This is a genomic window from Actinomadura chibensis NBRC 106107 (assembly GCF_001552135.1).
In the GTDB taxonomy this organism is placed as follows: Bacteria; Actinomycetota; Actinomycetes; order Streptosporangiales; family Streptosporangiaceae; genus Spirillospora; species Spirillospora chibensis.
Genome location: NZ_BCQP01000042.1, coordinates 90719 through 115418 on the forward strand (window position 1 = coordinate 90719; position 24700 = coordinate 115418).

A 24700-nucleotide genomic window follows, 5' to 3' on the forward strand; every position below is an offset into this window, starting at 1 on the left:
AGAGTCAGGTCCCGGCCCCGACCCCGCCCCGGAGTCAGATCCCGGCCCCGACCCGGATGCAGGCCCAGGTCTTGGTAGTGCGGCGGTCATGCCGGGCTCCGTTCCGGTGTGCCGGTCAGGGTGAGGAAGACCTCGTCGAGGGTCGGGCGGCGGAGGGCGATGTCCTCGACGGCGGCGCGCCGCTCGTCCAGCGCGCGGACGGCCCTCATCAGGTCGTCGGTGCCGTGCGCGGCGGCCATCGTGACCAGCAGCGACGCCGGGTCGGCCTGGACGGCGCCGAACGGCTCCAGCGCCGCGGCCGCGACGGCGACGGAGGCGTGGTCGCGGACGCGCACCTCCACCAGGTCGCCCCCGGCCCGCGACTTCAGCTCGGGCGGCGTGCCCGCCGCGACGACCCGGCCGCGGTCGACGATCACGATCCGGTCGGCGAGGCGGTCGGCCTCGTCCAGGTACTGGGTGGTCAGCAGCACGTCGGTGCCCCCGGACACGAGGTCGCCGATCGCGTCCCACAGTTCGATGCGGCTGCGCGGGTCGAGGCCGGTGGTGGGCTCGTCCAGCAGCAGCAGGCGGGGCGCTCCGACCAGGGACGCGCCGAGGTCGAGGCGGCGGCGCAGTCCGCCGGAGTAGGTGCGGACGAGCCGGTCGGCCACCTCGCCCAGCGACAGCCGGTCGAGCACCCGCGCCGCGCCGTCCCGCGCGGCGCGGCGGCCGTGCCCGAACAGCCGGGCGATCATCTCCAGGTTCTCCCGCCCGGTCATCGCCGCCTCCACGGCGGCGTGCTGCCCGGCGAGCCCGATGATCCGGCGCACCCGGTCGGGGTGCCGGACGGCGTCGACGCCGTCCACCCGCAGCGTCCCCCGGTCGGGCCGGACGAGCGTCGCCACCGACCGCACGAACGTCGTCTTGCCCGCCCCGTTCGGCCCGAGCAGCGCGACCACCTGGCCGGGCTCGGCGACGAGGTCGAGCCCGGCGAGCGCCTCCACCGGGCCGTACCGCTTGGCGAGCCCGGCGGCCTCCAGCACGGGCGTCATCGTGCGCCCTCCTCCTCGTCGAGGAGTTTGCGCAGGTCGGAGAGCTTTTCGCGCCAGAACCGCTCGTAGGGGTGCAGCCATTGCGACAGCTCGCGCAGCGGCCCCGGCTCCAGCCGGTAGATCCGCTGCCGCCCGCTGCGCTGCTCGGTGACGAGCCCGGCGTCCCGCAGCACCTTCAGGTGCTCGGAGACGCTCGGCCGGCTCATCGCGAAGTGGGACGCGAGGTCGTTCACGGGGCGCGGCCCGTCCAGCAGGAGCGCGGTCAGCTCCCGCCGGACGGGACTCGCGAGCGCCGCGAAGACGTCCGCGCTCACGCCTCTGCCAGGACGAGGCCGTTCCCGTCCGGGTCGGCGAGCGTGGCCTGCCGTCCCCACGGGAGGTCCTGCGGGCCGTCGACGTCGACCCCGGCCTGGCGGAGCCGCTCGCAGTCGTCGTCCAGGTCGGAGGTCTCCAGGATCAGGCCGTGGAGGCTCCCCGGCTCGTGTCCGGGGACGTGGGAGGCGAGGACGACGCTCGTCCGCGCGCCCTTCGGGGCGAGCTGGAGCCAGCGGACCGGTCCGGTGGACTGGTCGGCCACGACCTCGAAGCCGAGCGTGTCCGCGTAGAAGGACTTGGCGGCGTCCTGGTCGGACACCGGAACGGTCAGCAGCCGCACATGCGTGATGTTCATGTGCCGGACGATACGTAGGTGATTCCCTACCTGTCAAACGTAGGAAGATGCCTACGCATGAGTGGTCGACCGGGGCGCCTCGACGGTGACCGCGCCGGACGCCGGGTCCCAGAAGCCCTTGGCGATCAACCCGTCGTAGGAGTACTCGGGATGCCGGCCGAGCTTCAGGCGCACCGCCCACACCGCGCCGGACGCGCCGCCCCGCTCCGCCGACAGCGCCTCCGCGAGCGCCGCCACCGCGCGCCGCCGGTCGGCGCTGATCCCGCCGGGGCCCGCGCGCCGCGCGTCGTGGCAGCGCACGTCCCAGCTGTACAGGTTCGCGTTCGTCCCCGTCTTCATTGGACCCCTTCGTCCGGCCGTGCCCGCCCACCCGCCCGGGACCGCGCCCCGGGCCGCCCCTCCGCGCGGCGCCCGGCGCCCGGCGGCCGGGGCCTCCGCAGCCGCCCCCGGCCGCCGGTCTCGGCGGACCGCGCGGGATCGCCGGGTGGACGGCCGTCCGAAGGCGCGCGCCACGCCCCATCCCCCAACCCGAGGACGGGCCGCGCCCCCGTCCGGCCGGTGCCCATCCTCGCGGGGACCCGGCGGCGGCACATCGGTAGTTACACCGATCGCCCGTACCGAAACCGCTCGGCGGGGCGCGGGCGACCCGTCCGGGAGTGGACACCTCCCTACCCGGCGCGGACGATCAAGGTCGCTGTCCGTGGCGGCGCGATTACAATCCTGACGTCCCCTCGTAGCCGGGCTTCCGGCGGAAGCTGACTCGGAGGCAGCCGTGGTGCGGAACTCGACGCTGGAACGACAGACGGGAAGGCTTCCCGCGGAGTTCACGAGCTTCATCGGCCGGGACGCCGAGCTCGGCCGGCTCCGGCGGCTCGTCGGCGAGCACCGGCTCGTGACCCTGACCGGACCGGCGGGCGTCGGCAAGACGCGGCTCGCCGTGCGCACCGCCGCCCTCTCCGAGGACGCGTTCGAGGAGGGCGTCTACTTCGTCGGCCTGTCCGGGCTGACCGAGCCGTCGCTGCTGGCGCAGACGATCTGCGACGCGCTCGGGCTGGCCGAGCAGGCGGGCGAGTCCGCGGTCGGCTGCCTCGTCGACCACCTCGCCGACCGGCGGCTGCTGCTCGTCCTCGACACCTGCGAGCACCTGCTGGACGAGTGCGCGATGCTGACGGAGGCGATGCTGCGGACGGCCCCCGGCCTGCGCGTCCTCGCGACGAGCCGGCAGGCGCTCGACGTCATGGGCGAGCACACCGTGGTCGTCGCGCCGCTCGGGCGGCCGAGCGGCGGCGACGGCAACGGCGACGGCAACGGCGATGGCGACGGCGATGGCGCGGCCGACGGCGAGTGCGACGCGGTCAGGCTGTTCGCCGAGCGCGCCGCCGCCGCCGTCCAGGGGTGGACGCTCACCCGCGGCAACCGCGACGCCGCCGTCCGGCTCTGCGACCGGCTGGACGGCATCCCGCTCGCGATCGAGCTCGCCGCCGTCCAGCTCCGCGCGTTCTCGCTCGACCAGGTGCTAGGCCGCCTCGGCACCCACCTGTTCCAGGTGCGCGGCAGGCGCACCAGCGTGCGCCGCCACCAGACGCTGCGCGCCGCGGTCGACTGGAGCCACGAGCTGTGCTCGCCGGAGGAACGGCTGCTCTGGGCGCGGCTCTCGGTGTTCGCCGACGGCTTCGACCTGGCCGCCGCGGAGAGCGTCTGCGGCGGCGACGGGCTCCCGCTCGACCACGTCGCCGACGTCCTGACCGGCCTGGTCGAGAAGTCGATCGTGCAGCGCGCCGACCGCGGCGGTGAGGCCCGCTACCGGATGCTCGACACCCTCCGCGAGTACGGCGCCGAGCGCCTCGCCGGGCTCGGCGGGCAGGACCGGCTCCGCCACGCGTGTTTCGCCTGGTACGCCGGGCAGCTGCGGCGCGCCCGCGCGGAGCTGCCGAGCGCGGCGCAGATCCAGTGGCTGGAGTGGTACGACTGCGAGCGCGGCAACATCCGCGCGCTGCTCGGGCACGTCGTCGCGACGGCGGACACCGAGACGCTCCGCGACGCGCTGGAGACCCTCGGCCGCCTCTGGGCGCTGCGCGGCACGATGGGCGAGGGCCGGCACTGGATCGACCGCGTCCTCGAAACGCGCGACACGACCGGCCCGGGCTGGGCGGGCCTGCTCGCCGTCGCCGCCCTGGTGCTGACGCTCCAGAACGACCTGGCGGGCGCGGGCGAACTGCTGCGGCGCGCGGAGGAGCAGGGCAGGGCCGAGGAGGATCGGCGCGGCATCGCGCTCGCGATCTCGGCGAAGGGCATCGTGGCGCTGTTCGAGGGCGACTTCGACCTCGTCCTGCGGCTGCTCGGCACGGCCGGCGAGCTGGCCCGCGAGAGCGGCGAGGACGACCTGCTCTTCCTCCTCATCGACGTGTTCCGCGGTGTCGCCTACCTGTTCAAGAACGAGTTCACGGCGTCCGTCGCGCACGGGGACGCGGCCGCGCGGGCCGGGGCGGAGCGCGGCGAGCTGTGGGTCCGCTCCTACGGCATGCTCGTCTGCGGGCTCGCGCTGTGGCTGGCCGACGACCTCGACGCGTCCATGGAGCAGCTCCGCCGGGCCCTGCGGATCAAGCGCGACCTGGACGACGAACTCGGCACGACGCTCGCGCTGGAGTCGATCGCCGCGTGCCTGTCCAGCCGGGGCGAGGCGGCGCGGGCCGTGCGGCTGCTCGGGGCCGCCGACCGGCTGCGCGAGTTCACGCAGACGTCGTGGTTCGGCCCGCACCACGCGCTGCTCCGCGAGATCCACATCGACCGGGCGCAGCAGGCCCTCGGCGAGGAGGCGTTCCGCGCGGCGCTGGACGAGGGCGGCCGGCTCCCGCTCGCGGACGCGGTCGAGGACGCCCTCGGCGAGGGACCCGAGGGCGAGGGGGCGCGGACCGGCGGCCCGCTCACCAACCGCGAGCTGCAGGTCGCGGCGCTGGTCGCGGAGGGCCTGTCCAACCGCGCGATCGCCGAGCGGCTGACGATCGCCAAGCGCACCGCCGACTCGCACGTGGAGCACATCCTCGCCAAGCTCGGCTACTCGTCGCGCGCGCAGATCGCCACCTGGATCACCGCGCAGAAGGGCTGACCCCTTCGGCCGGGCCCGGTTCGTCCAGGTCCGGTCTGCGGGTTGTGCGCGCCGACGGGAATCGCCACCGTGGTGCCACGGCGGGGCGACGGCAGGGCGGACGCGATGGGGCTAGAGGCGACCGAGCGCACAGGCGGCGACGAACGCCGCGACGGGACGGCCGGAGGGCCGGCGGCCGGGCAGCCGCTGGACTCCGGGGACATCCTCGGGCGGCTCGCCGCCATCGACCGGCGCCGCCTCCCCGACGCGGCGGCCGCCGACGACCTGAACCGCTTCGCGGACGAGGGCCGCACGCGCGTCCTGGTGGTGCTGCTCGCGAGCGCGGTCGCCCGCCTTCTGCCCGGCCGGGTGTCCGCGCTGACGGCGACGCTGTCGGTCCTGGTCATGGCCGGTTGGCCGGGCGTGCTCGGGCTCGTCGCCGGCGGCCTCGTGGAGGACCATCCGCTGCGCGGCGACACCGGCGGGCTGCTCGTGCTGTCGGCGTCGGTCACCACGGTCCTGATGCTGGGCCTCGGCTGGTACGCGTGGCGCTGGGCGGCGGTGCTCGCCGCTGGCGTCTCCGACCTCCTCGCGGCATCGGCGGACCGGCGGGCGTTCCTCGCCTGGCTGCGGACGCGCCGCGGGCTCGTCCCGCAACTCGCGGCCGGAGCGGGCGGCGCGGTCCTCGCGTCCCTGCTCGCCTACGCGATGTCGCACCAGGACACCGACTCCGTCGCGGTCAGCGCGTGGATCTACGTGTGCTGCGCCTGGACGGGCTTCATCGGCGGCGGCGTCGTCTACTGGCTCTACACCCTCGCCGAGGTCCCGCTGCGCCTGCACCGCTGCGGGGACCTGCAGATGGCGTGGCTGGACCCGGCGCACACCCCGGCGATCGTCCAGCTGTGCCGGGTGTACGCGCGCGTCGCGGTCGCCACGGCCCTGGGCGTCCTGCTGGCGGAGGTGTCGACGGTGAGCGTGACCAGCGACCGTCCGGGCGCGTTGATGGAGGGGTTCTACATCGGCTTCCCCGTGCTGGCGGTGGTGACGGCGCTGTATGTGGGCGTCCAGCCCTATGTCACCCTCGCGCACCTGGTCCGCCGCCACATCGACACGATCGTGGACCCGCTGATGGCGCAGACGCACCGGCCGCCCGGCCATCTCCTCCTCTCCCAGGACCTCCCCGGCGCGTTCCAGGCGTACACCCATTTCCGCACCCTGCGCCGCCTCCCGATAAAGACGGCGACCATCCTGCAATACGTGACGGGGATAATGGCCTCGCTGGCCGTCTTCTTCGTCCAACGCCTATTCACCTGACCCGCGACCGGCGCGGTCTCCGGGAATCGCCGGGTCCGGCGGCTTCTGACAGTACTGCTAATGTTCTGTCATGGAGATCATCATACTGTTGGCAATGACCTCTGTACACTTTGTGTCCATTGTTTCGGTGCTCCTGTTCCACCGGCTCGGCGGGACGTCCGCGCCAGGGCGCCTCGCGCTCGCCCGGACCCAGTTAGCCGGGACGCTCGGTCCCGTCGGCGCGTTCGTGACGCTCTACGGAGCCGGGATGTTCGTGCTGACGGCGGGCGGCCTGGCCCTCGGCGAGCTGGTGCAGCGCGTCGAGGGCCCCGTGGACCGGGCGGTCTTCGACCTGATGGAAGCGCACTACGACCGGCGGTGGGCCGACCCGGTCGAGCTGGTCGGACGGCTGGGCAACGTCTGGCAGACCCGGTTCGTCGCCCTCGCGGCGATCGTCGTCCTCACCGGGCTGGCGTTGTGGCGGCGAGAGCGGGCCTGGGTTCCCGGCTTTCTCGTCGGTACGTCCGTGCTGGTGCAGAAATTCGACCAGGCGGCGCTGGCCAAGGTCGTCGACCGGGGCCATCCGCCGACCACGCTGGGCACGTATCCGTCCGGCGGCTGCGCGCGGGTTCTGGTGGTCTACGGCACGATCACGTTCCTCGCTCTGGCCTATTCGCGTGCGGGCCGCGCCGCGCGGATGTGGAGTTGGAGCGCCATCGTCACCCTCGCCTACGTCGAGGGATATACGCGCACCTATCTGAACAAGCACTGGGTGACCGACGTATTGGGAGGATGGGCGGTCGGCGGGGCGATGCTGCTCGTCACCGTCTTCGCCGCGCGGGCGCTGCTGGACGCGCGGCGAACGGCGCCGGACGGCCCCCCGGCACCGGCCCGGCCGCACCCCGACCGGTCACCTGACCCCTGCCACCGCGCGTTCGCGGGGATGATGCCCGGCTCTTAGCGAGTTGACGGCCCAAATGGAGAATCCGCACAGGGCGAAGGCGGCTCCGAGAATGGCGGATCCGGTCCATCCGGCAGCGGAGTAGACCGTCGTGGTGGCGGTCGCGCCGAGGGCCGAGCCGAACGAGTAGAAGAGCATGTATCCGCCGATGGCGCTGCTCGTCCGGTGCTCGTAGACGGTCGTGAGCAGGTGCTGGTTGCTGACGTGCACCGCCTGGACGGCGAGGTCGAGGACGACGACACCGGCCACGACCAGCCACAGCGACCAGGTCGCCTGCCCGGACGCCAGCCACGACACGGCCAGGAGCGCGAGCGCGATCCCCGTGACGGGGTTGGCGCGGCCGGCGTCGGCCCATCGTCCCGCCCGCGCGGCGCCCAGGGCGCCGGCGAGGCCCGCGATTCCGAACAGGCCGATCTGCGCGGTGCTCAGATGCCACGGTGCGGCGGCGAGCGGGAGCGCCAGCCCGCTCCAGAGCGTCCCGAAGGAGGCGAACAGAAAGAACGCGATCAGGCCGCGCGAGAGGAAGACGCGCTCGCGAAAAAGGCGGCCGAGCGAGATCAGCACCTCACCGTATGTCGCGTCGGTGGAGCGATTGTCGGCCGGCAGCAGTTTCAGGACGAGAAGAGCGAGCGCGATGAGGAGCACGGCAAGCGCCGCATAGATGCTTCGCCAGCCCCAGAGCGCGGCGAGGCCGCCCGCGAACACCCGGGACCCGAGAATGCCGAGGATGACGCCGGAGGTGACGAATCCGAGCGCCCGGCCCCGCTCGGCCGCCGTCGCCAGGTCGGCCGCGAACGCGACGGTGGTCTGGACGACGACCGCGAACAGGCCGGTGACGGCGAGCCCGACGAGCAGGAGCCAGAGGTGGGTCGCGACCGCCGCCAGCGCCATCCCGACCGCGGCGAGGAGCAGATGGGCCGCGATCAGCCCGCGCCGATCGAGCATGTCGCCCAGCGGGACGAGGAAGGCCAGGCCCGCCAGGTAGCCGACCTGGCCCGCCGCGACGATCCAGCCGAGGCCCGCCTCCGGCACCCCGAGGTCGTCCCCTATCCGGGCGAGCACGGGCTGCGCCGCGTAGATCGTCGCGACGCTGACCGCGCAGATCGCCGCGAGCAGCACCCTCCGGCCGAACGTGAGATCCACCAGGCCTCCAATCAGTAGCAAATTGCAACTGATTCGACCGTACGGCACAATGGTTTCAATCCGCAACTCATCGGGAGGAGCCATGATCCCCGCCGCCCGCCTCGCCGACCTGGACTGGACCGACTCCGCCTGCCCCGTCGCGCGCACGCTCGACCTCGTCGGCGACCGGTGGAGCCTGCTGATCGTCCGCGACGCGATGGACGGCGCGCGCTCGTTCACCGACTTCCAGCAGCGCACCGGGATCGCGCGCAACATCCTCACCGACCGCCTCCGGCGGCTGGTCGAGCGCGGCGTCCTCGACCGGCGGACCGCGCCGTCGGGACGCCGGCGGGTCTACGCGCTCACCGACGCGGGACGCGACCTCTTCACCGTCATCGTGGCCATGCGCCAGTGGGGCGAACGGCACGCGTTCGCCCCGGACGAGGCTCACTCCGTCCTCGTCGACGAGAGCGGGCTCCCGCTCGCCCCGCTCCGCGCCACCGACTCCCGCGGTGCCCCGGCGGGCATCGACACGACCGCCGTCCGGCGGGCGAGCCAGAGCCCGCCGCCTCCGGCCGAGGCGGGCCCCTGAGCACGGCGGGCGGGTCGCCGGGCGTGGTCATCGTGGTAGAGCTGGGTCCATGTATTCGACGCGAGTCTCCCGTCGCATCAACGCGCCGCGTCCGGTGGTGTACCGGGCGCTTCTCGACGCGGACGCGATAGCGGCCTGGCGGGTGCCCGACGGCATGACAAGCCGGGTGCACGAGTTCGACGGACGTGAAGGCGGCGCCTTCCGCGTCTCGCTGACCTATGACGAGCCGACCGCCGCCGGGAAGACGTCCGCCCATACCGACACCTATCACGGCCGGTTCGTGAAACTCGTGCCGGACGAGCAGGTGGTCGAGGTCTTCCGGTTCGAGACCGACGACCCGGAACTGAACGGCGAGATGACGATGACCACGACGCTCGCCGACGCGGACGGGGCCACGGAGGTGACCATCCTGCATGAGGGGATGCCCGACAGCGTGCCCGCCGCGGACAACGAACTCGGCACCCGGATGGCCTTGGACAACCTCGCGAGATTCGTCGAGAGCGGCGGGCGCGGAATGGCTTAGGGCGAGTCCTCCACCAAACGGGCGGCCAGGATCGTCGCGCCTTTCACGGCCGCCCGGTCGTCCAGTTCGGAGTGGAGGAGGCCGGGCGGCGGGCGGAACGTCAGCCGGGACGCGAGCCGTGATTCGAGCGGTTCGAGGAGTTCCCGGCCCGCCTTCGCCAGTCCGCCGCCGAGGATGATCAGGCCGGGGTCGATGAGGAGCGTCGCGGCGGCCAGGCCGTCCGCCAGGCAGTCGAGGGCCTCCGACCAGACTCGCGCGGCCTTCTCCTCGTTCGCCTCGGCGCGGGCTATGACCTCCTCGGCCGGGACGTTGCCGCCGTAGCGGCGGGAGATCGCGGCGGCCGAGGCGTATGTCTCCATGCAGCCCCGGTTTCCGCACGCGCAGTCCTCGCCGTTCGGCCGGACGACCACATGCCCGATCTCGCCGCTCCATCCGGCGACGCCCGGATAGGGCGTGCCGCCGATGACGAGGGCGGCGGCGATGCCCGTGCCGATCGCGACGAAGACGAAGTCCCCGGCGTCGCGGCCCGCGCCGAGAACGGCCTCTCCGAGGCCGCCCGTGCGGACGTCCTGGCCGATCGCGACGGGGATTCCGATGCGCTCCCGCACCAGGTCCAGCATGGGCACGTCACGCCAGCCGAGGTTCGCGGAATTGACGGCGACGCCCGCCTTCTCGTCCACGATCCCGGGAACGGCGATTCCGGCGGCGCGGGCCGGGGAGCCGAGTTCGGCGGCGCGCGCGACCAGGTGGGCGGCGAAGTCCAGGATGCCGCCCACCGGGTCCGCGTGGTCGGTGGGCCACGACTCGGTCGCCAGCACCGCGGAGTCCCGGGTGATGGCGGCCTTCATCGTGGTCCCGCCGACGTCGAGTCCGATCAGGCTCATTTCACCGAGCCCGCCGTGAGGCCGCCGATGAGGTAGCGCTCGATGAAGATGAACAGGATGACGACCGGCACGATCGCGATCAGCGACGTCGCGAAAAGGAACTGCCAGTGCGCCTGGTATTGCGTGACGAACGACGGGACGCCGACCGTCAATGGACGCCGGTCCGGCGACGCGGTGACCGTCAGCGCCACGATGTACTCGTTCCACGCCGCGATGAACGTGTAGACGATCGCGGTGACGACGCCCGGCATGGAAATGGGCAGCGTGACGCGGGTGAGCGCGCCGACGCGGCCGGCCCCGTCCAGGAACGCCGCCTCCTCCAGCTCTTTCGGGATGCTGGAGAAGTAGCCGTGCAGGATCCAGATGCAGAACGGCAGGTTGAACGCCGCGTTCACCAGGATCAGCGCGAGCAGCGTGTCGGTCAGGTTGAGCGCGACCATTTCCCGGTAGATGCCGATGACCAGCGCGGTCGGCGCGAACATCTGCGTCACGAGGACCAGCAGCAGGAAGGCCCCCCGGCCGCGGAAACGGTTCCGCGCGGTGTAGTACGCGGCGGGCATCGCGCACGCGAGCGTCACGATCGTCGCGGCGGCCGCGACGGTGAGCGAGACCCGCAGATATGTCCAGACGGGCGCCGCCGACCAGACGTCGATGAAGTTCGACCACGTCCAATGCGACGGGAGGTAGGTGCCCGGCGACTTCGTCAGTTCCTTCTCCGGCTTGAGCGCCGTGATGAACATCTGCAGGTACGGCAGCAGGAAGACGAAGGCGACCAGCCAGCCGATTCCGGTGAGAACGACCCGGCGCGTCATCGCACCTCCTCCCGCCAGCGCGCGGCCCGCAGATAGAAGAGCACCATGACGAGGATCAGGGCGAAGTTGACGACCGCCATGGCGCCGGACTCGCCGACGTGCTGGTCGTAGAAGGCCAGTTTGTACATGAACGTTGTGGTGGTGTCGGTGTCGTTGCCCGGCCCGCCCGCCGTCATCGCCCAGATGATCGGGAAGGAGTTGAACACGTTGATGACGTTGATGATGGACGCGATCAGAATGGCCGGGCGCAGCAGCGGAAGCGTGATGCCGAAATAGGTCCGGATCGCGCTCGCGCCGTCGACGCGGGCCGCCTCGTACACGTCCTCCGGAATCGTCTGGAGCCCGGCGAGGATCACGAACGACGTGAACGGCAGCGACACGAACACCGCGACCCACATCATCCACAGCATCGCCTGGCCCGGATGCGCCAGCCAGTTCACCGGTTCGTCAATGAGGTGGAGGTCGAGCAGAACGCGGTTGACGAGCCCGGAGTAGTTGTCCAGCATCCATTTCCAGATCAGCGCCGTCATCAGCACCGACGCCGCCCAGGGGACGACGACGGCCCAGCGGACGACGCGCCGTCCGGGGAAGCGGGCGTTCAGCAGTTGGCCGAGCGCGAGGGACAGCGTCATCGTGATGACCACGATCCCACCGACCCACAGCAGCGTGCGCAGCACGACGGGGACCAGGTCGTCCTCGTCGAACAGGTCGGTGTAGTTGGTGGTGCCGTTGTAGCCGAGCGTGACGCCGGACGAGGTGATGTCCTGCAGCGACGTCCGGACCATCTCGATGACGGGCCACAGCACGACGACGCAGATCAGCGCGAGGGACGGGCCGAGCCACGCCAGCGGGGTCAGCGCCCGTCCGGTCCGGCGGAGCAGGGAGGGGCGGGGGGCCTGGGAGGTGGCGACCCCCCGCCGCCTGGTCTTGAGGTCCTGCACTCAGCCGGCCTTCTCGGCGGTCTCCTGGATCTTGTCCAGAACCGTCTTCGGGTCTTTGTTCGCCACGGAGCTGCCGAGGTCCTGCTTGACCGCGCCCGCGACCGCGGACCACGCCGGGTTGGACGTGGGGGCGAACTTGGACGTCGGGAGGGCGTCCACGAACTGCTTCATGTACGGGTCGGCGCTGAGCGCGTCACCGGCCGACTTCGTCACCGGGAGGAAGCCCTCGGTGGTGAGGAACTTCGAGGTGTTCTCCTTCTGGTAGAAGAAGTCGAGGAACTTCTTCACGGCGTCCTGGTTCTTGCTGCCGTCCTTCTTGAACGCGGCGAGGACGTCCATGACGCCGAGCGTGTTGTGCTCGGTGCCGCTCTTGCTCGGCAGCGGCGCGACGCCGAAGTTCAGGCTCTTGTTCACCGGGTCGATGAATCCGGCCTTGGTGAACGGGCCGCCGATGGCCATGCCGATCTTGCCCTGCGCGAACTGGTTGAACACCGTCTTCCGGTCGGTGCTCTCCGGGTTCGGCTGGGTCAGCCCGGACTTGTTGAGGTCCTTCAGGAAGGTCAGCGTGTCGATGTTGGCCTTCTGGTTGATCGCCCATTTCCCGGACGCGTCGACCCAGCCGCCGCCATTGTTCATCGCCCACGAGTAGAACTCGGCCTGCGCCTCTTCGGGGCCGAGCGGCAGCCCGTAGCCGATCGTGCTGCCATTCTTGATCTTCTTCGCGTCGGCCTTGACCTCGTCCCAGGTGGCGGGCGGCGCCTTGATGCCGGCCTTCTCGAAGAGGTCCTTGTTGTAGAAGAGCAGGCGGGCGCTGGAGATGAACGGCAGGCCGTACTGCTCGCCGTTGTACTTCGCCTGCTCGACGAACGTGGGGGTGAAGTCGCTGAGCGTCGTGGGGGACACCACGTCGGACGCCTTGTAGATGAGGCCGTCCCGGGCGAAGTCGGAGAACGCGTTGTAGTTCAGGATGTCGGGGACCTGCTTGGTCTGGACGTAGGTCTTCACCTTCGCGTCCATCTGGGACCAGTCGACCATCTCAAGGTTGACCTTGTAGCCCGAGTTCTTGGCCTCGAAGTCCTTGATCAGCGCGTCCCAGTAGGGCTTCGTGTTGTCGTCGTAGATCGCGGCGACGAACTTGATGGTCTTTCCATCGGAGCCGCTGTCCGATGAGCTGCCCTTGCCGCATCCGCTGACGCCGAGCGCCACGGTCAGACCCGCGGCGACGACGCCCAGGAGGTGCCGTTTCATCTGTCCCCGCCTTCTCCGCCTTGCAATGGTGGACGCACGTGGGCGCGCCCGTGCTGAGGTGTGCCGTATTTCCTGCGCTGAGGTCGTCCTGCCGTGATCGGCTCCGAATGCTCCGTCAACCCCGGGGAGCCGAGTACTGCGGTCGGGAATCACATGATTACGTTGTGCGTCCGGCGATCCCGGACCCGCCCCGGCGCCCCCCTTCGCGCATGAAAAAATGTGCGCGATGTGAATGCTCACTGAACACAAACGCGCGTTGTGGCCATGAAGATAAACACTGGTCCGTACCAGTTCAAGGGTTCGATTACGCAAGAGTCTTAACCGTTATGCGCCATCCTGAGGTGGGCTGTCTGGTCTGGTGCGCACGCTGGGCTGGTCTGGTCGGCCGAACAGGAGTGTCCCTCCGTTCACTCTGAGCGCACACGCGCCGTTCACTCGTCCGTCCGGTCGCGGCCATCGGGGGCGGTCGCCGCGGGTCGTCCCCCCGCCGCTGTCTTGGCGCCTGTTTTGCCGCTATTTGACCGGGTACTTCGGCCGCCGTACGCGACCAGACGACAGCGCACGAGATGGACGAGACGGAGCCGAGATGAACTTCCGGACGGGCCTGGCCGCCGGCGCGGGCGGCGCCGCCGCCGTGCTGTCGGCCCGGAGCCTGGCCGGGCGGGTGGCGCGCGCCGCCGTCCGGCGGCTGGAGGGGCGGCTCGAACGGGCCGTCCGGCGGCTGACGGCGGCGGCCGAGGAGGGCGGGCCGCTCACGCGGGCGGCACTGGCCGGGGTGACGGCGCTGCACGACGGGAAGTCCCCGTTCCGCGCGCTGCTCAGCTTCGGCTGGACGGCCCTGAAGGAGACCCTCGCCCGCGTCTTCGGCCGCCGCGGCCGCAAGGTGAAGGTCACCAACATCGTCGAGCAGACCGATATCGGTGTGCCGCGCCGGCTCGTCTACGACCAGTGGACGCGGTTCCAGGAGTTCCCGTCCTTCATGAAGAAGGTCGTGAGCGTCGAGCAGGCGGACGAGACGAAGCTGAGCTGGAAGGCGAAGGTCTTCTGGTCGAGCCGGACGTGGGAGTCCACGATCGTCGAGCAGGTCCCGGACGAGCACATCGTCTGGCGCTCGAAGGGCCGCAAGGGACATGTGAACGGGACGGTCAGCTTCCACGAGCTGTCGCCGAACCTGACGCGGGTGCTGCTCGTCCTCGAATACCACCCGCGCGGGCTGGTCGAGCGGACCGGCAACCTCTGGCGCGCGCAGGGCCGCCGCGCCCGCCTCGAACTGAAGCACTTCCGCCGCCACGTGACGTCGCGCGCGCTGACCGGGCCGGACGAGGCCGGGGGATGGCGCGGCGAGATCCGCGGCGGCGAGGTCGTCACAACCCCGGAGTGAGGGAGCGAAGGATGAAACGCGGAAGCCGGACGGGCCGACTGCCCGTCGGCAAGATCGGGAACAACATCGGGAACGTCGCGGGACGGCTGCCGGGCCGCCGCCGCAGGAGCCGGGTCCCCGGCCTCGGCGCGATCGCGAAGAACGTGCCCGGCGGCGGGCGGACCGCCGGGACGGCCGGCGGCGTTCTGCTCGGCGCGGGCGCGGCGGTCGCCGCGGGCCGCGCGATCAGCGGGCGGCGCGACTCGTCCGCCCAGCGGGACGACACGTCCGGCAAGCAGAAGTCCGGCAAGTCGAACGGCAAGGGGAGCGCGGACGCCGAGCACAACGGCTCGGGCCTGCTCGGACGGCTCAAGGACACCGCGTCCGACGCCCTGCCCTCCTCCCTTCCGTCCGCCCTGCCCGGCGTCGGGGGCGACGGCAAGGGCAAGGGCGGCGGCAAGGGCGGGAAGAAGGTGAAGGTCACCAACATCGTCGAGCACATCGACATCGGTGCGCCGCGCCGCCTCGTCTACGACCAGTGGACGCAGTTCCAGGACTTCCCGTCCTTCATGAAGAAGGTCGTCAGCGTCGACCAGGCCGACGAGACGAAGCTGAACTGGAAGGCCAAGGTCTTCTGGTCCAGCCGGACGTGGGAGTCGACCATCGTCGAGCAGGTCCCGGACGAGCACATCGTCTGGCGCTCCAAGGGTCCGAAGGGCCACGTCGACGGGACGGTCAGCTTCCACAAGCTGTCGCGGAACCTGACGCGGGTGCTGCTCGTCCTCGAATACCACCCGCAGGGGCTGGTCGAGCGGACCGGCAACCTCTGGCGCGCGCAGGGCCGCCGCGTCCGGCTGGAGCTGAAGCACTTCCGCCGGTACGTGATGACCCAGTCGCTCACGCACCCCGACGACGTCGAGGGCTGGCGCGGAGAGATCCACGACAGCGAGGTCGTCCGGACGCACGAGGAGGCCCTGGACGAGGAAGAGCGCGAATACGAGGAGGCCCGCTGAGGGCGCTCAGCCGGTGACGGTCGCTCTGACCAGGCGGAAATAGTCGAACGGGCGCAATGAGTCGGCACGCCGCCACAGGCGCGGCGGGACGGCGTCGGCAAGGCGGACGTTCTCGGCGACATCGACGCCGTGGCCTCCGAGGAGGGCGTCGATGTCGCCGGGGGCGAACGCGCTCCGGTAGGGCTCGCCGGACTCCCCGACGACCCGCTCGGCGATCTCGCCGTAGGCGTCGCCTTCGGCGTCCCGCATCCCGGGCGGGAGCGCGTAGTCCATGACGAGTTCGCTGCCCGGCGCGAGACGGCCGATACGGGCGAGGGCGGCGGAAAGGGCGTCGCGGGTGAGGTAGAAGCTGACGCCGAGCCAGCTCACCAGCGCGGGCCGCTCGGCGTCGAGACCGGCGGCTTCGAGCCGGGCGAGGAGATCGTCCGACTCGAAGTCGACCGGGACGAACGCGACGGACGCGGGCACCGGGATTCCGGCCGATTCGAGCAGGCCCTTCTTCCATTCCTGCGTCGCCGGGCGGTCGACCTCGAACACGGTGATTCCGCTGCCGCCGCGATAGCCGTAGGTGTCGAGACCGGCGCCGAGAATGACGTACTGGGTATGTCTTCCGAGCCGTTCTTCGGTATACCGACTCCGCACGGTGGTGATGGCCCGCGTCCCGGCGAGGATGATATGCGCGCCCTGCCTGCGGTGGTAGCCGATCATTTCTTCCGCGCGCCCGCCGAGCAGGCGCGCGGCGAGGGTGTCGGCGAAGATCCTCGGCTCGGCGTCGGCCACCAGGTGGGCGGCCCGCGCCGCCGCCGCGGAGAGCGCGGTCGCGCTGGGCTTTCCCTCGTCCATGTAACCGCTCCCCTTTCGTCGAAGGGGAGCCTATATGCCATTTTCTCCATCATATCAGAGCAAAATAAATTTCCGATCAAGGCGCCATCGCATTACGCGATCGACCACCGCGGGCACCCGTCCCGCGCCACGGCTCCACCGCCCCGGTAAAATGAACGTTTTGTGATGGGGAGCGAAGTTCTTGGCTGAGGCGGGGCCGGATCCGCGGATCGCGCGGGTCGTCGTCGGCGCCGTGCCGGCGGCGCTCGCCGGGGTGTACGCGCTGGCGGCCCCGGCGCGGACCGACGGAGCCGCGCGGATCGGCACGGCGGTCGCGCTGGTGGCGCTGGTCCTCGCACTTCATCTCGTCTGGGTCGTGCCGCGGCTCGGCCGGTGGCGGCGGGGCTGGGTCGTCCCGGCGCAGGCCCTGGCCGCGTACACGGTCGTGCTCGCGTTCGGGACGTCGGCCGTGATCCTCGCGTTCGTCGCCGGGTCGCTGCTGGCGGCGGGCGTCCCGCGTCCCGCGGTCGCGTGGCCCCTGGCGGCCGGGGTCGTCGGCAGCGCGACGGTCATCGACGTCCTGCGGGGCGGCGCGAGCGTCGATGTCACGATCACGTGCCTGCTGGCCGCGCTGGTGCTGTACGGGCTCGTCCGGCTGGCCGACCGCGCCGACGACGCGGCGGCGGCGCGGCTGCCGCTCACCATGGCGGCGGTCGGCCGGGAGCGGCTGCGGATCGCGGCGGAGCTGAACCGGGGCCTGGGCGCCGGGCTCCGCGCGATCTCCGACGGCGCCCGGCGCGCGGCGACGCGGCCCGAGGCGATCGGGGACGTGCTGGCGGTCGCGCGGCGGTCGCTGAACGACGCCCGCGCGGCGGCCGCCGACTTCCGGAGCATGTCGCTGGCGCCCGAGGCGACCGCCGCGCGGGCCCTGCTGGAGGCGGCGGACGTCCGGGCCGAGGTGCGGACCGGGCACCGCGAGCCGCTGGGCCCGGCGGGGGCGCTGCTGGCGCTGGTGCTGCGGGAGGCCGTCACGGACGTGGTCCGGGCGGGCACGGCGCGGTCCTGCCTGGTCGAGACGTCCGAGCGCGACGGGGCCGTCACGCTGCGCGTCGTCAACGACGGTGAGCGCACGGCGGAGCGGGGCGCGGACGGGCTGGCGGAGGCGGCGGCGCGGGTCCGCGCGGCGGGCGGCGCGTTCTCCGCCGGGCTCGGCGACGACGGCCGGTTCGCGGTGGAGGCCGTCGTCGACGCCGGGGACCGGGCGGTGAGCGTCCCCGACCAGGCGGCGTACCGGCTGTCGCTGACCCTGCTCGCGACCGTGCTGGCGGGGTTCTGCGTCAAGGGCCTGCTGCTCGTCCCGTGGGGGCCGCGCTGGGCCGCCGCAGCGGTCGTCCTGGCGCTGGTCGCGGTGGCGCAGCTCTTCTGGACGGGCACCGGCCGTCCCCGCTGGTGGCCGCTGGTCCTCACGGTGCTCAGCATCGCGCCGGTCCCGGTGTTCGGGGAGGCGTGGCTGGGCCTCGCGGGCGTCCTCGCGGGGACGTTCCTCGTCGGGCTCCCGGCGCGGGCCGCCGTCCCGCTGGTGGCGGCGGCGATGGCCGGGGCCGGGGCGGGCGCGGCGGCGCTCGGCCTCGGGACGGCGGCGACCGTCAACTTCACGGTGAGCACGCTGGTGACGGGCCTCGTCGTGTACGGGTTCGTCCGGCTGGCGAGGCTGGTGCGCGACCTGCAGATCGCGGGCGCGGAGCTGGCCCGGGCCGCGACCGTCCAGGAGCGGCTGCGGGCGGCCCGGGACCTGCACGACCTGCTCGGCCACAGCCTCGCGGCGATCCTCCTCAAATGCGAGCTGGCGCGGCGGCTGGCGGGCGCCGACCCCGAGCGCGCCCGCCGGGAGCTGGCGGAGGTCGTGGACATGGCCGAGCGGGCGCGCGGCGACCTGCGCGCCGCGACCGGCGGCGAGGCCGACCTCTCGCTGGACGGCGAGGTGGCGTCCGCGCGGTCCGTGCTCACGGCCGCGGGCGTCGAGACCGACGCCGAGCACGCCCCGCTGGACGGCCGGGTGGACGGCGCCGTGTCGGCGGTGCTCGGCGCCGTCCTGCGCGAGGCCGTGACGAACGTGCTCCGGCACAGCGCCGCCACGCGCTGCGCCATCCTGACCGAACGGGACGGCGACGCCGTACGGCTGGTCGTGGAGAACGACGGCGTCGACCCGGACGCGCCCCGCATGCCGCCCGGTGCGGGCATCGGGAACCTGACCACGCGGCTCGCCGCGCACGGCGGGACGCTCAGCGCGCGCGCCGACGGCGCGGGCCGCTTCCGCTTGGAGGCGAGCATCGGCCCGCGGGGTTAGAGCCAGCCCGCCTCGCCGGCGATGCGCGCGGCGTCGGTGCGGTTCCGGGCGTTGAGCTTGGCGACGACGGCGGTCAGGTGGTTGCGGACCGTCCCGGCGGACAGGTGGAGGCGCTCGGCGATCTCGGTGGCCTCCGCCCCCTCGGCGGCGAGCCGCAGCACGTCGGTCTCGCGCGGGGTGAGCGGGTTGTCGGCGCTGTCCCAGGCGGTGAGGGCGAGCTTCGGGTCGAGGACGCGCTCCCCGGCGGCGACCGCGCGGATCCCGGCGGCGAGCTCCTCCGGCGGCGCGGTCTTCAGCAGGAAGCCGCGGACCCCGGCGGTCAGGGCGCGGCGCAGGTGCCCGGGCTTGCCGTGCCCGGTGAGGACGAGCGTCGCGACCTCCGGCAGGTCGGCGCGCAGCGCGGCGGCCGCCGCGAGGCCGTCGAGGCCGGGCATGTCGACGTCGAGGACGGCGACGTCCGGCCGGGCCGAGCGCGCCGCGGCCAGCACCTGGTCGCCGCGGTCGACCTCGGCCACCACGGTCAGGTCGGGTTCGAGGCCGAGCAGTCCGGCGAGGGCGCTGCGGACGACGTGGTGGTCGTCCGCGAGGAGCACCTTGATCACACGTCCATATGTACCAGCGGCGCCGTCATGGCCCGACCCATGACGAGGTCACGGGTAGCCGGTGAGCACGTCTCTGGCCCGTGAACGCCCAGGTCAGAAGACTTGAGGGCATGGACGAGAGGGTCATGGACGAGAGGGTCGCGGGCGGGCCGCGCGCGGCGGCCGCGGTGCGGCTGGAGGCGGTCAGCAAGGTCTACGGGCGGGGCCGGGGCGCGGTCGCGGCGCTGCGGGAGGTGACGGCGTCGGTGCCGCGCGGGCGGTTCACCGCCGTCATGGGGCCGTCCGGGTCGGGCAAGAGCACGTTCCTGCACTGCGCGGCCGGTCTCGACACGCCGACGTCGGGGACCGTCCGGCTGGGCGACACCGACCTGTCCGGGATGAACGAGACGCGGCTGACGGAGCTGCGCAGGAGGCGGGTCGGGTTCGTGTTCCAGGCGTACAACCTGGTGCCGTCGCTGACGGTGGCGCAGAACATCACGCTGCCGCTGCGCCTGGCGCGGACGCGGGTCGACGGGGACTGGCTGGCCGAGGTGGTCGCCCGGGTCGGGCTGGGCGAGCGGGCCGGGCACCGTCCGGCGCAGCTCTCCGGCGGGCAGCGGCAGCGCGTCGCGATCGCCCGCGCGCTGGTGACGCGGCCGGAGGTCGTGTTCGGGGACGAGCCGACCGGCGCCCTCGACACGATGACGGCGCGCGACGTCCTCACGCTGCTGCGGGAGACGGTGGACGACATGGGCCAGACGGTCGTGATGGTCACGCACGACCCGGTCGCCGCCTCCTACGCCGACACGGTCCTGTTCCTGGCGGACGGGCGGATCGTCGACTCGATGGACGCCCCGTCCAGCGACCGGGTCGCGGCCCGGATGACGCGGCTGGGGGCGTGGAACTGATGCTGTGGCTCGTTCTCAGCACGCTGCGGCACCGCAAGGCGGGGTTCGCGGGCGCGTTCGTCGCGCTCCTGTGCGCCGCCGCGCTGGTGTGCGCGTGCGGCGTCCTGCTCGACACGGGACTGCGCGGCTCGGTCGCGCCCGAACGGTACGCGGGCTCGCCGGTCGTCGTCACGGGGGACCAGTTCGTCCACAAGACGTTCGCCAAGAAGAAGGGGAAGGTGAAGCACAAGGCGAAGGCCATCGCGGAACGCGCCTGGCTGCCGGAGTCCGTCGCGGCCGAGGTCCGGAGCGCGGACGGCGTGCGCGGCGTGGTCACCGAGGTGACCTTCCCGGCCGAGATCGGCGGTTCCGGCGGGGACGGCCGCGAGTCGTGGGGCCACGGCTGGGAGTCCGCCGCGCTCACCCCGTTCACCCTCCGGGACGGGCGCGCCCCGAGCGCGGACGACGAGATCGTGATCGACGCCGCGACGGCCCGCGCCGAGGGGCTGCGGCCGGGCGCGACCGTGGAGGTGGCGTCGGCGGTCCCGGGGCGCTACCGCGTCGTCGGCGTCACCGCGCAGGCCCTCGACCACCAGACCGCCGTCTTCTTCTCCACCGCGCAGGCGCGCCGCCTGTCCGGCCGGGACGGCATGGTCACCGCGATCGGCGCGCACGGCCCGCGGAGGGCGGTCGAGGACGCCGTGCGCGGCACCGGGGTGACCGTCCACACCGGCGCCGACCGGGGCAGGGCCGAGTTCCTCGGCGCGGAGAAGTCCCGGATCAAGCTGATCAGCCTCGGCGGCGCGCTCGGCGGGACGGCCCTGCTCGTCGCGATCCTCGTCGTGGCCGGGACGTTCGCCCTGTCGGTCCAGCAGCGCGACCGGGAGCTCGCGCTGCTGCGCGCCGTCGCCGCCACGCCGCGCCAGGTCCGCCGGATGATCGGCCGGGAGGCGCTGCTCGTCGGGCTGCTCGCCGGGCCGCTCGGGGCGGCGGCCGGGCTGCCGCTCGCCGTCCTGCTGCGCGACCGGTTCCGCGGGCTCGGCGCGCTGCCGCCGAACCTGGACCTGGTCGTCGGCCCGTTCCCGCCCGCCGCCGCCGTGCTCGCGGCCGTCGCCGCCGCGTTCGCCGCCGCCCGGATCACGGCCCGGCGGACGGCGCGGATCCGTCCGGTCGAGGCGCTCGGCGACGCCGCGCCCGCCCGAGGGCGGCTCGGCGCCGTCCGGATCGTCGGCGGCCTCGCGGTCGCCGCCGGGGCCGCCGTCCTGACGGCCGTGCTGTCCGGGCTGCACACGGAGGCGGCGTCCAGCCCGGTCACGGTGCTGACCGCGATCGTCTGGACGGTCGCCGTGGCGCTGCTCGGCCCCGCCGTCGTCCGCGCCGCCGTCGCCGTCCTGGCGCCGCCGCTGCGGCTGTCGCCGGTCGGCGGGCACCTCGCGGCGGCGAACCTCCGCGCGGGCGCGCGGCGGGTCGCGTCGGTCGTCACGCCGCTCACCCTGATGACCGGGCTGACCGCGACGATCCTGTTCGCCCAGACGACGATGGGCCACGCCGCGACGCGGCAGGCGACCGAGGGCACGATCGCCGCCCACGTCCTCGGCCCGAAGGTCCCGCACGCGACGGCCGAGCGGATCCGCCGCGCGCCCGGCGTGACCGCCGTGACCGAGGTCCTGCGCGGCACCGTCCGCGTGGACCTGGAGAACTACGCGATCCAGGGCGTCACGCCGGAGGGCCTGGACAAGACCATGGACCTGGACGTCCGCGAAGGCTCGCTCCAGAACTTGAACCCGTCCGCCATCGCCGTGAGCCGGACCGCCGCCGACCGGCTCGGCGTCCGGCCCGGCGAGCGGCTGCGCCTCACCCTCGGCGACGGCACGCCGGTCGCGCCCACGGTGATCGCCGTATACGGGCGGGGCCTCGGCTTCGGCGACCTCACCGTCTCCCGCGACCTGCTCGCCGCCCATGTGGACGACCCGCGCGGCACCCTGCTGATCGCGGGCACGCCGCCCCCGGGCCTGCCCGTGACGGGCGCCGCCGCCCTCGCCGCGGCGGGGGCGAGCGCGAGCGCCGAGGTCAACCTGGTCGCGATGGCGCTGATCCTCGCGTTCACGGCGATCGCCGTGGTGAACACCCTCGCGATGGCCACCGCGGGCCGTGCCCGCGAGTTCGCGCTGCTGCGCCTCGTCGGGACGACCCGCCGCCAGATCACGCGGATGCTCGGCTGGGAGACCCTGGCCGTGGTCGCCGTCGCGGGCGCCCTCGGCACCGCGATCGCGCTCGCGACGCTCACCGCGTTCGGCCGGGGGATGACCGGCGGCGGAGCGCACATCCCGCCGCTCGGCCTCCTCGGCGTGCTCGCCTGGGGCGGCGTCCTCGCCGGGACCGCGACGGTCCTGCCCGCCTGGACGGCCATGGCCGCGCGTCCCGCCGACGCCCTCGGCGCCCGCGACGACTAGCGGTCAGTCGCTGTCGGTGGCGGCCACGACGGCGACGGTCCGGCGGTCCGGGCGGAGGGCGGCGATGCCGACGTCCATGGACGGGTGCACCTGGAGATGCCAGTCCGAGGTGTAGAGGACCCAGGCGCAGCGGTCGGCGGCGCGCTCGACGGCCGCGAGGCCGTCCGGTTCCACGCCGACGAGGGCCGCGAGCGCCTCCCAGGAGGCGAGCCGCCTGTACGCGCCGCACATGCGGGGGCCGTGGGCGCTGCCGCCCGCGGCCCCCGCGAACAGCGTCCGCAGGACGTCGGAGGTCGTCACCCGCCGGGTGTCGGCGAAGGCACCGCCCGCACTCTCCAATCCGAGCACCCGCAGGACGGACCCGCCGAAGTCGCCGGGCGCGATCACATCGTCCAGCCGGAACAGGCGCGCCTCGGTGCCGTAGCCGTCGTCCGATACCCAGGCGCGGTGGGCGCTGAGCGCGAGCCGGGCGTCCGGCCAGTCCAGCTCGACCGCGCTCACGCCGGGATCGGCCGGACCGTCGGCGGGCGGCGCGTCCGAACCGGGCCGTGACCAGTCCGGACGCGCCGGGCCCGGATACCGGGGGAGCCAGTGGTCCCGCTCGGCCGGGGCGGCGCGCAGCGGCAGCCCCGCGAGCGGATGCCCGGCGGCGCGCAGCCGCTCGGCGAACCCGGCCGCCGCCGTCGCGTCGTGGCGCAGCGCGGTCTCCTGGAGCAGGCACGCGGCCAGCTCGTCCGCCGGGTCGGCGGTCGCCAGCGCGGCGAGCAGGTGCTCGGCGGGCTGGGCGCTCGCCAGCCACCACGCGACCTCGCGCAGGTCGTAGCGGACGTCGCTCCACGCCAGCCCTGCGGCGGCGAACTCGCGGACCTTCCGCACCCGGTCCGCGCCGCCGGGCGCGTCCGCGAGCCGCCGCAGCGCCACCGGGAAGCCGTACCGCATCGGGTAGGTAGGCGACTCAACCCGCAGCAGCGCCCCGAGCAGCCCTTCGAGCCACGGCGGCTCCGCCTTCTGGACGACCTGGTCGGTCACCTTGACCGCCCGGTTCCAGTGGCGGTCGCGGTAGGTGTCGGCCAGCCCCATCCGCCGGACGGCCTCCTCGATCTCCATGCCCGGAGTCTGGCAGCGCCCGCCACGGGAAGGGCAGGGCATACTGGCCGCCATGGGCTCCGTGCCGCCCGCGCGCCATCTGCTCCGCGCCAAGGATCTCGCCGACGCGCGGTACGCCGAGCCGCTCACGGTGGCCGACCTCGCGGCGGCCGCCGGGCTGTCCCGGGCCCATTTCAGCGACCGGTTCCGCAGGGCCTTCGGTGAGCCGCCGCACGCCTATCTGCTGACCCGCCGCCTGGAGCGCGCCGCCGCCCTGCTGCGGACCACCGACTGGTCCGTCGCGGACATCTGCGTCGGCGTCGGGCTGCAGAGCGTCGGCTCGTTCACAACCAGCTTCACCCGCATGTTCGGGATGTCGCCGACCGCCTACCGCGCCTCGTTCCCGCCCGCGTCGGCGTACGCGCGCGTCCCGCTGTGCGTGCTGCGCGCCTACGGCCGTCCGAAACACCGGACGTTTCGAGAAGACGAGTCGAGCCGCCCGGATCTAGCGTGAGGCTCCGACCGACTCCACGGGGAGGAACCGATGTTCACGCTGACCGGCGCGCAATTGTGGGTGCACGACCAGGACGAGGCGCTCGCCTTCTACACGGAGAAGCTCGGCATGGAGGTCCGCGTCGACGTGTCGATGGCGGAGATGGGCGGGTTCCGGTGGCTGACCGTCGGCCCGGCGGACTGCCCGGACGTGTCGATCGTGCTCATGGCCATCCCCGGCGAGCCCGTCATGGACGCAGCGACCGCAGGGCAGTTGCGCGACCTCATGGGCAAGGGCTTCGCCGGGACGCTCTTCCTCGGCACCGACGACTGCCACGCCGCCTACGAGCGGCTGACCGCGCGGGGCGTCGAGTTCGTGGAGAAGCCGGAGGAGCGGCCGTTCGGCATCGACTCGTCGTTCCGCGACCCGTCCGGCAACCACATCCGGTTGACGCAGGCCTTCGCCATGTCCGACCGGCGGCCGTAGCGCTGACCGC

24 protein-coding genes are annotated in these 24700 nt (G+C 73.1%); 12 read left to right on the top strand and 12 right to left on the bottom strand.

Annotated elements, in window-relative coordinates:
* Window positions 1–86: 86 nt before the first annotated feature.
* Genes ACH01S_RS24600 through ACH01S_RS43790 form a run of 4 tightly spaced genes read right to left on the bottom strand, consistent with a single transcriptional unit; the run spans window position 87 to window position 2040 of the window.
* A complete protein-coding gene (locus ACH01S_RS24600) occupies window positions 87–1031 on the bottom strand; it encodes an ATP-binding cassette domain-containing protein (RefSeq protein ID WP_067895931.1) in 945 nt (314 codons plus the stop codon).
* Complete coding sequence (locus ACH01S_RS43780) at window positions 1028–1345, bottom strand: ArsR/SmtB family transcription factor (RefSeq protein WP_067895934.1); 318 nt, start codon at window positions 1343–1345, stop codon at window positions 1028–1030. Before ACH01S_RS43780 ends, ACH01S_RS24600 begins: the two co-directional genes overlap by 4 nt.
* Window positions 1342–1701, bottom strand: coding sequence for a VOC family protein (locus ACH01S_RS43785; RefSeq protein ID WP_067895936.1), 360 nt, complete (start codon window positions 1699–1701; stop codon window positions 1342–1344). The genes ACH01S_RS43780 and ACH01S_RS43785 overlap by 4 nt, the downstream gene beginning before the upstream one ends.
* 51 nt (window positions 1702–1752) lie before the next feature.
* Window positions 1753–2040, bottom strand: coding sequence for a hypothetical protein (locus ACH01S_RS43790; RefSeq protein ID WP_067895938.1), 288 nt, complete (start codon window positions 2038–2040; stop codon window positions 1753–1755).
* A gap of 433 nt (window positions 2041–2473) precedes the next feature.
* On the opposite strand from ACH01S_RS43790, the gene ACH01S_RS24620 reads away from it, so the two are divergent.
* The 3 genes from ACH01S_RS24620 (at window position 2474) to ACH01S_RS24630 (ending at window position 7040) form a co-directional block, all read left to right on the top strand.
* Window positions 2474–4807: an ATP-binding protein gene (locus ACH01S_RS24620; protein WP_067895941.1), complete on the top strand. Its 2334-nt coding sequence runs from the start codon at window positions 2474–2476 to the stop codon at window positions 4805–4807.
* Between the two features lie 105 nt (window positions 4808–4912).
* Window positions 4913–6100: a hypothetical protein gene (locus ACH01S_RS24625; RefSeq protein WP_067895944.1), complete on the top strand. Its 1188-nt coding sequence runs from the start codon at window positions 4913–4915 to the stop codon at window positions 6098–6100.
* Window positions 6101–6194: 94 nt separating this feature from the next.
* Window positions 6195–7040, top strand: a complete 846-nt coding sequence (locus ACH01S_RS24630; protein ID WP_148344040.1) for a phosphatase PAP2 family protein — start codon at window positions 6195–6197, stop codon at window positions 7038–7040.
* Here the strand turns inward: ACH01S_RS24630 and ACH01S_RS24635 are convergent.
* Window positions 6990–8183, bottom strand: coding sequence for an MFS transporter (locus ACH01S_RS24635; RefSeq protein WP_067895950.1), 1194 nt, complete (start codon window positions 8181–8183; stop codon window positions 6990–6992). The genes ACH01S_RS24630 and ACH01S_RS24635 overlap by 51 nt on opposite strands.
* 82 nt (window positions 8184–8265) lie before the next feature.
* Here ACH01S_RS24635 and ACH01S_RS24640 point away from each other — a divergent pair, with 82 nt between their 5' ends.
* Entirely contained in the window at window positions 8266–8754 is a 489-nt protein-coding gene (locus ACH01S_RS24640) for a winged helix-turn-helix transcriptional regulator (protein ID WP_067895953.1), read from the top strand.
* 49 nt (window positions 8755–8803) lie between these two features.
* On the top strand, window positions 8804–9277 hold the full coding sequence (locus ACH01S_RS24645; protein WP_067895956.1) for an SRPBCC domain-containing protein: 474 nt from the start codon (window positions 8804–8806) through the stop codon (window positions 9275–9277).
* Here the strand turns inward: ACH01S_RS24645 and ACH01S_RS24650 are convergent.
* Genes ACH01S_RS24650 through ACH01S_RS24665 form a run of 4 tightly spaced genes read right to left on the bottom strand, consistent with a single transcriptional unit; the run spans window position 9274 to window position 13162 of the window.
* Window positions 9274–10161, bottom strand: a complete 888-nt coding sequence (locus ACH01S_RS24650; protein ID WP_067895959.1) for an ROK family protein — start codon at window positions 10159–10161, stop codon at window positions 9274–9276. The two genes, ACH01S_RS24645 and ACH01S_RS24650, sit on opposite strands and share 4 nt — an antisense overlap.
* The gene (locus tag ACH01S_RS24655) at window positions 10158–10973 is read right to left on the bottom strand and encodes a carbohydrate ABC transporter permease (RefSeq protein WP_067895962.1); all 816 of its coding nucleotides are present in this window, start codon (window positions 10971–10973) and stop codon (window positions 10158–10160) included. The genes ACH01S_RS24650 and ACH01S_RS24655 overlap by 4 nt, the downstream gene beginning before the upstream one ends.
* Window positions 10970–11914 carry a carbohydrate ABC transporter permease gene (locus ACH01S_RS24660; protein ID WP_246236405.1) on the bottom strand — a complete coding sequence of 315 codons (945 nt, stop codon included), beginning with the start codon at window positions 11912–11914 and terminating at the stop codon, window positions 10970–10972. Before ACH01S_RS24660 ends, ACH01S_RS24655 begins: the two co-directional genes overlap by 4 nt.
* Entirely contained in the window at window positions 11915–13162 is a 1248-nt protein-coding gene (locus tag ACH01S_RS24665) for an extracellular solute-binding protein (RefSeq protein ID WP_067895964.1), read from the bottom strand. It abuts the gene before it with no gap.
* Between the two features lie 586 nt (window positions 13163–13748).
* Between ACH01S_RS24665 and ACH01S_RS24670 the strand changes: the two genes are divergently transcribed.
* Entirely contained in the window at window positions 13749–14543 is a 795-nt protein-coding gene (locus ACH01S_RS24670) for an SRPBCC family protein (protein WP_067895967.1), read from the top strand.
* Window positions 14544–14554: 11 nt separating this feature from the next.
* The gene (locus ACH01S_RS42545; RefSeq protein WP_218010380.1) at window positions 14555–15535 is read left to right on the top strand and encodes an SRPBCC family protein; all 981 of its coding nucleotides are present in this window, start codon (window positions 14555–14557) and stop codon (window positions 15533–15535) included.
* A gap of 6 nt (window positions 15536–15541) precedes the next feature.
* Here the strand turns inward: ACH01S_RS42545 and ACH01S_RS24680 are convergent, their stop codons facing one another.
* Entirely contained in the window at window positions 15542–16378 is an 837-nt protein-coding gene (locus tag ACH01S_RS24680) for a class I SAM-dependent methyltransferase (protein ID WP_083981085.1), read from the bottom strand.
* A gap of 181 nt (window positions 16379–16559) precedes the next feature.
* On the opposite strand from ACH01S_RS24680, the gene ACH01S_RS24685 reads away from it, so the two are divergent.
* Window positions 16560–18704, top strand: coding sequence for a sensor histidine kinase (locus ACH01S_RS24685; protein WP_218010381.1), 2145 nt, complete (start codon window positions 16560–16562; stop codon window positions 18702–18704).
* Here ACH01S_RS24685 and ACH01S_RS24690 read toward each other — a convergent pair.
* Window positions 18701–19306, bottom strand: a complete 606-nt coding sequence (locus ACH01S_RS24690) for a response regulator transcription factor (protein WP_067895970.1) — start codon at window positions 19304–19306, stop codon at window positions 18701–18703. The two genes, ACH01S_RS24685 and ACH01S_RS24690, sit on opposite strands and share 4 nt — an antisense overlap.
* Before the next feature lie 110 nt (window positions 19307–19416).
* On the opposite strand from ACH01S_RS24690, the gene ACH01S_RS24695 reads away from it, so the two are divergent.
* Window positions 19417–20193 (top strand): ABC transporter ATP-binding protein, encoded by a 777-nt coding sequence (locus tag ACH01S_RS24695; RefSeq protein WP_083981086.1) that lies wholly within the window; start codon window positions 19417–19419, stop codon window positions 20191–20193.
* Window positions 20193–22625 carry an ABC transporter permease gene (locus tag ACH01S_RS24700; RefSeq protein ID WP_148344236.1) on the top strand — a complete coding sequence of 811 codons (2433 nt, stop codon included), beginning with the start codon at window positions 20193–20195 and terminating at the stop codon, window positions 22623–22625. Before ACH01S_RS24695 ends, ACH01S_RS24700 begins: the two co-directional genes overlap by 1 nt.
* A 3-nt stretch (window positions 22626–22628) precedes the next feature.
* Here ACH01S_RS24700 and ACH01S_RS24705 read toward each other — a convergent pair whose 3' ends face one another.
* Complete coding sequence (locus tag ACH01S_RS24705; RefSeq protein ID WP_067895979.1) at window positions 22629–23732, bottom strand: DUF6183 family protein; 1104 nt, start codon at window positions 23730–23732, stop codon at window positions 22629–22631.
* 52 nt (window positions 23733–23784) lie between these two features.
* On the opposite strand from ACH01S_RS24705, the gene ACH01S_RS24710 reads away from it, so the two are divergent.
* Both ACH01S_RS24710 and ACH01S_RS24715 read left to right on the top strand, forming a co-directional pair.
* Window positions 23785–24225 carry a helix-turn-helix domain-containing protein gene (locus tag ACH01S_RS24710; RefSeq protein ID WP_067895982.1) on the top strand — a complete coding sequence of 147 codons (441 nt, stop codon included), beginning with the start codon at window positions 23785–23787 and terminating at the stop codon, window positions 24223–24225.
* A gap of 30 nt (window positions 24226–24255) precedes the next feature.
* Entirely contained in the window at window positions 24256–24690 is a 435-nt protein-coding gene (locus ACH01S_RS24715) for a VOC family protein (RefSeq protein ID WP_067895985.1), read from the top strand.
* Window positions 24691–24700 lie beyond the last annotated feature (10 nt).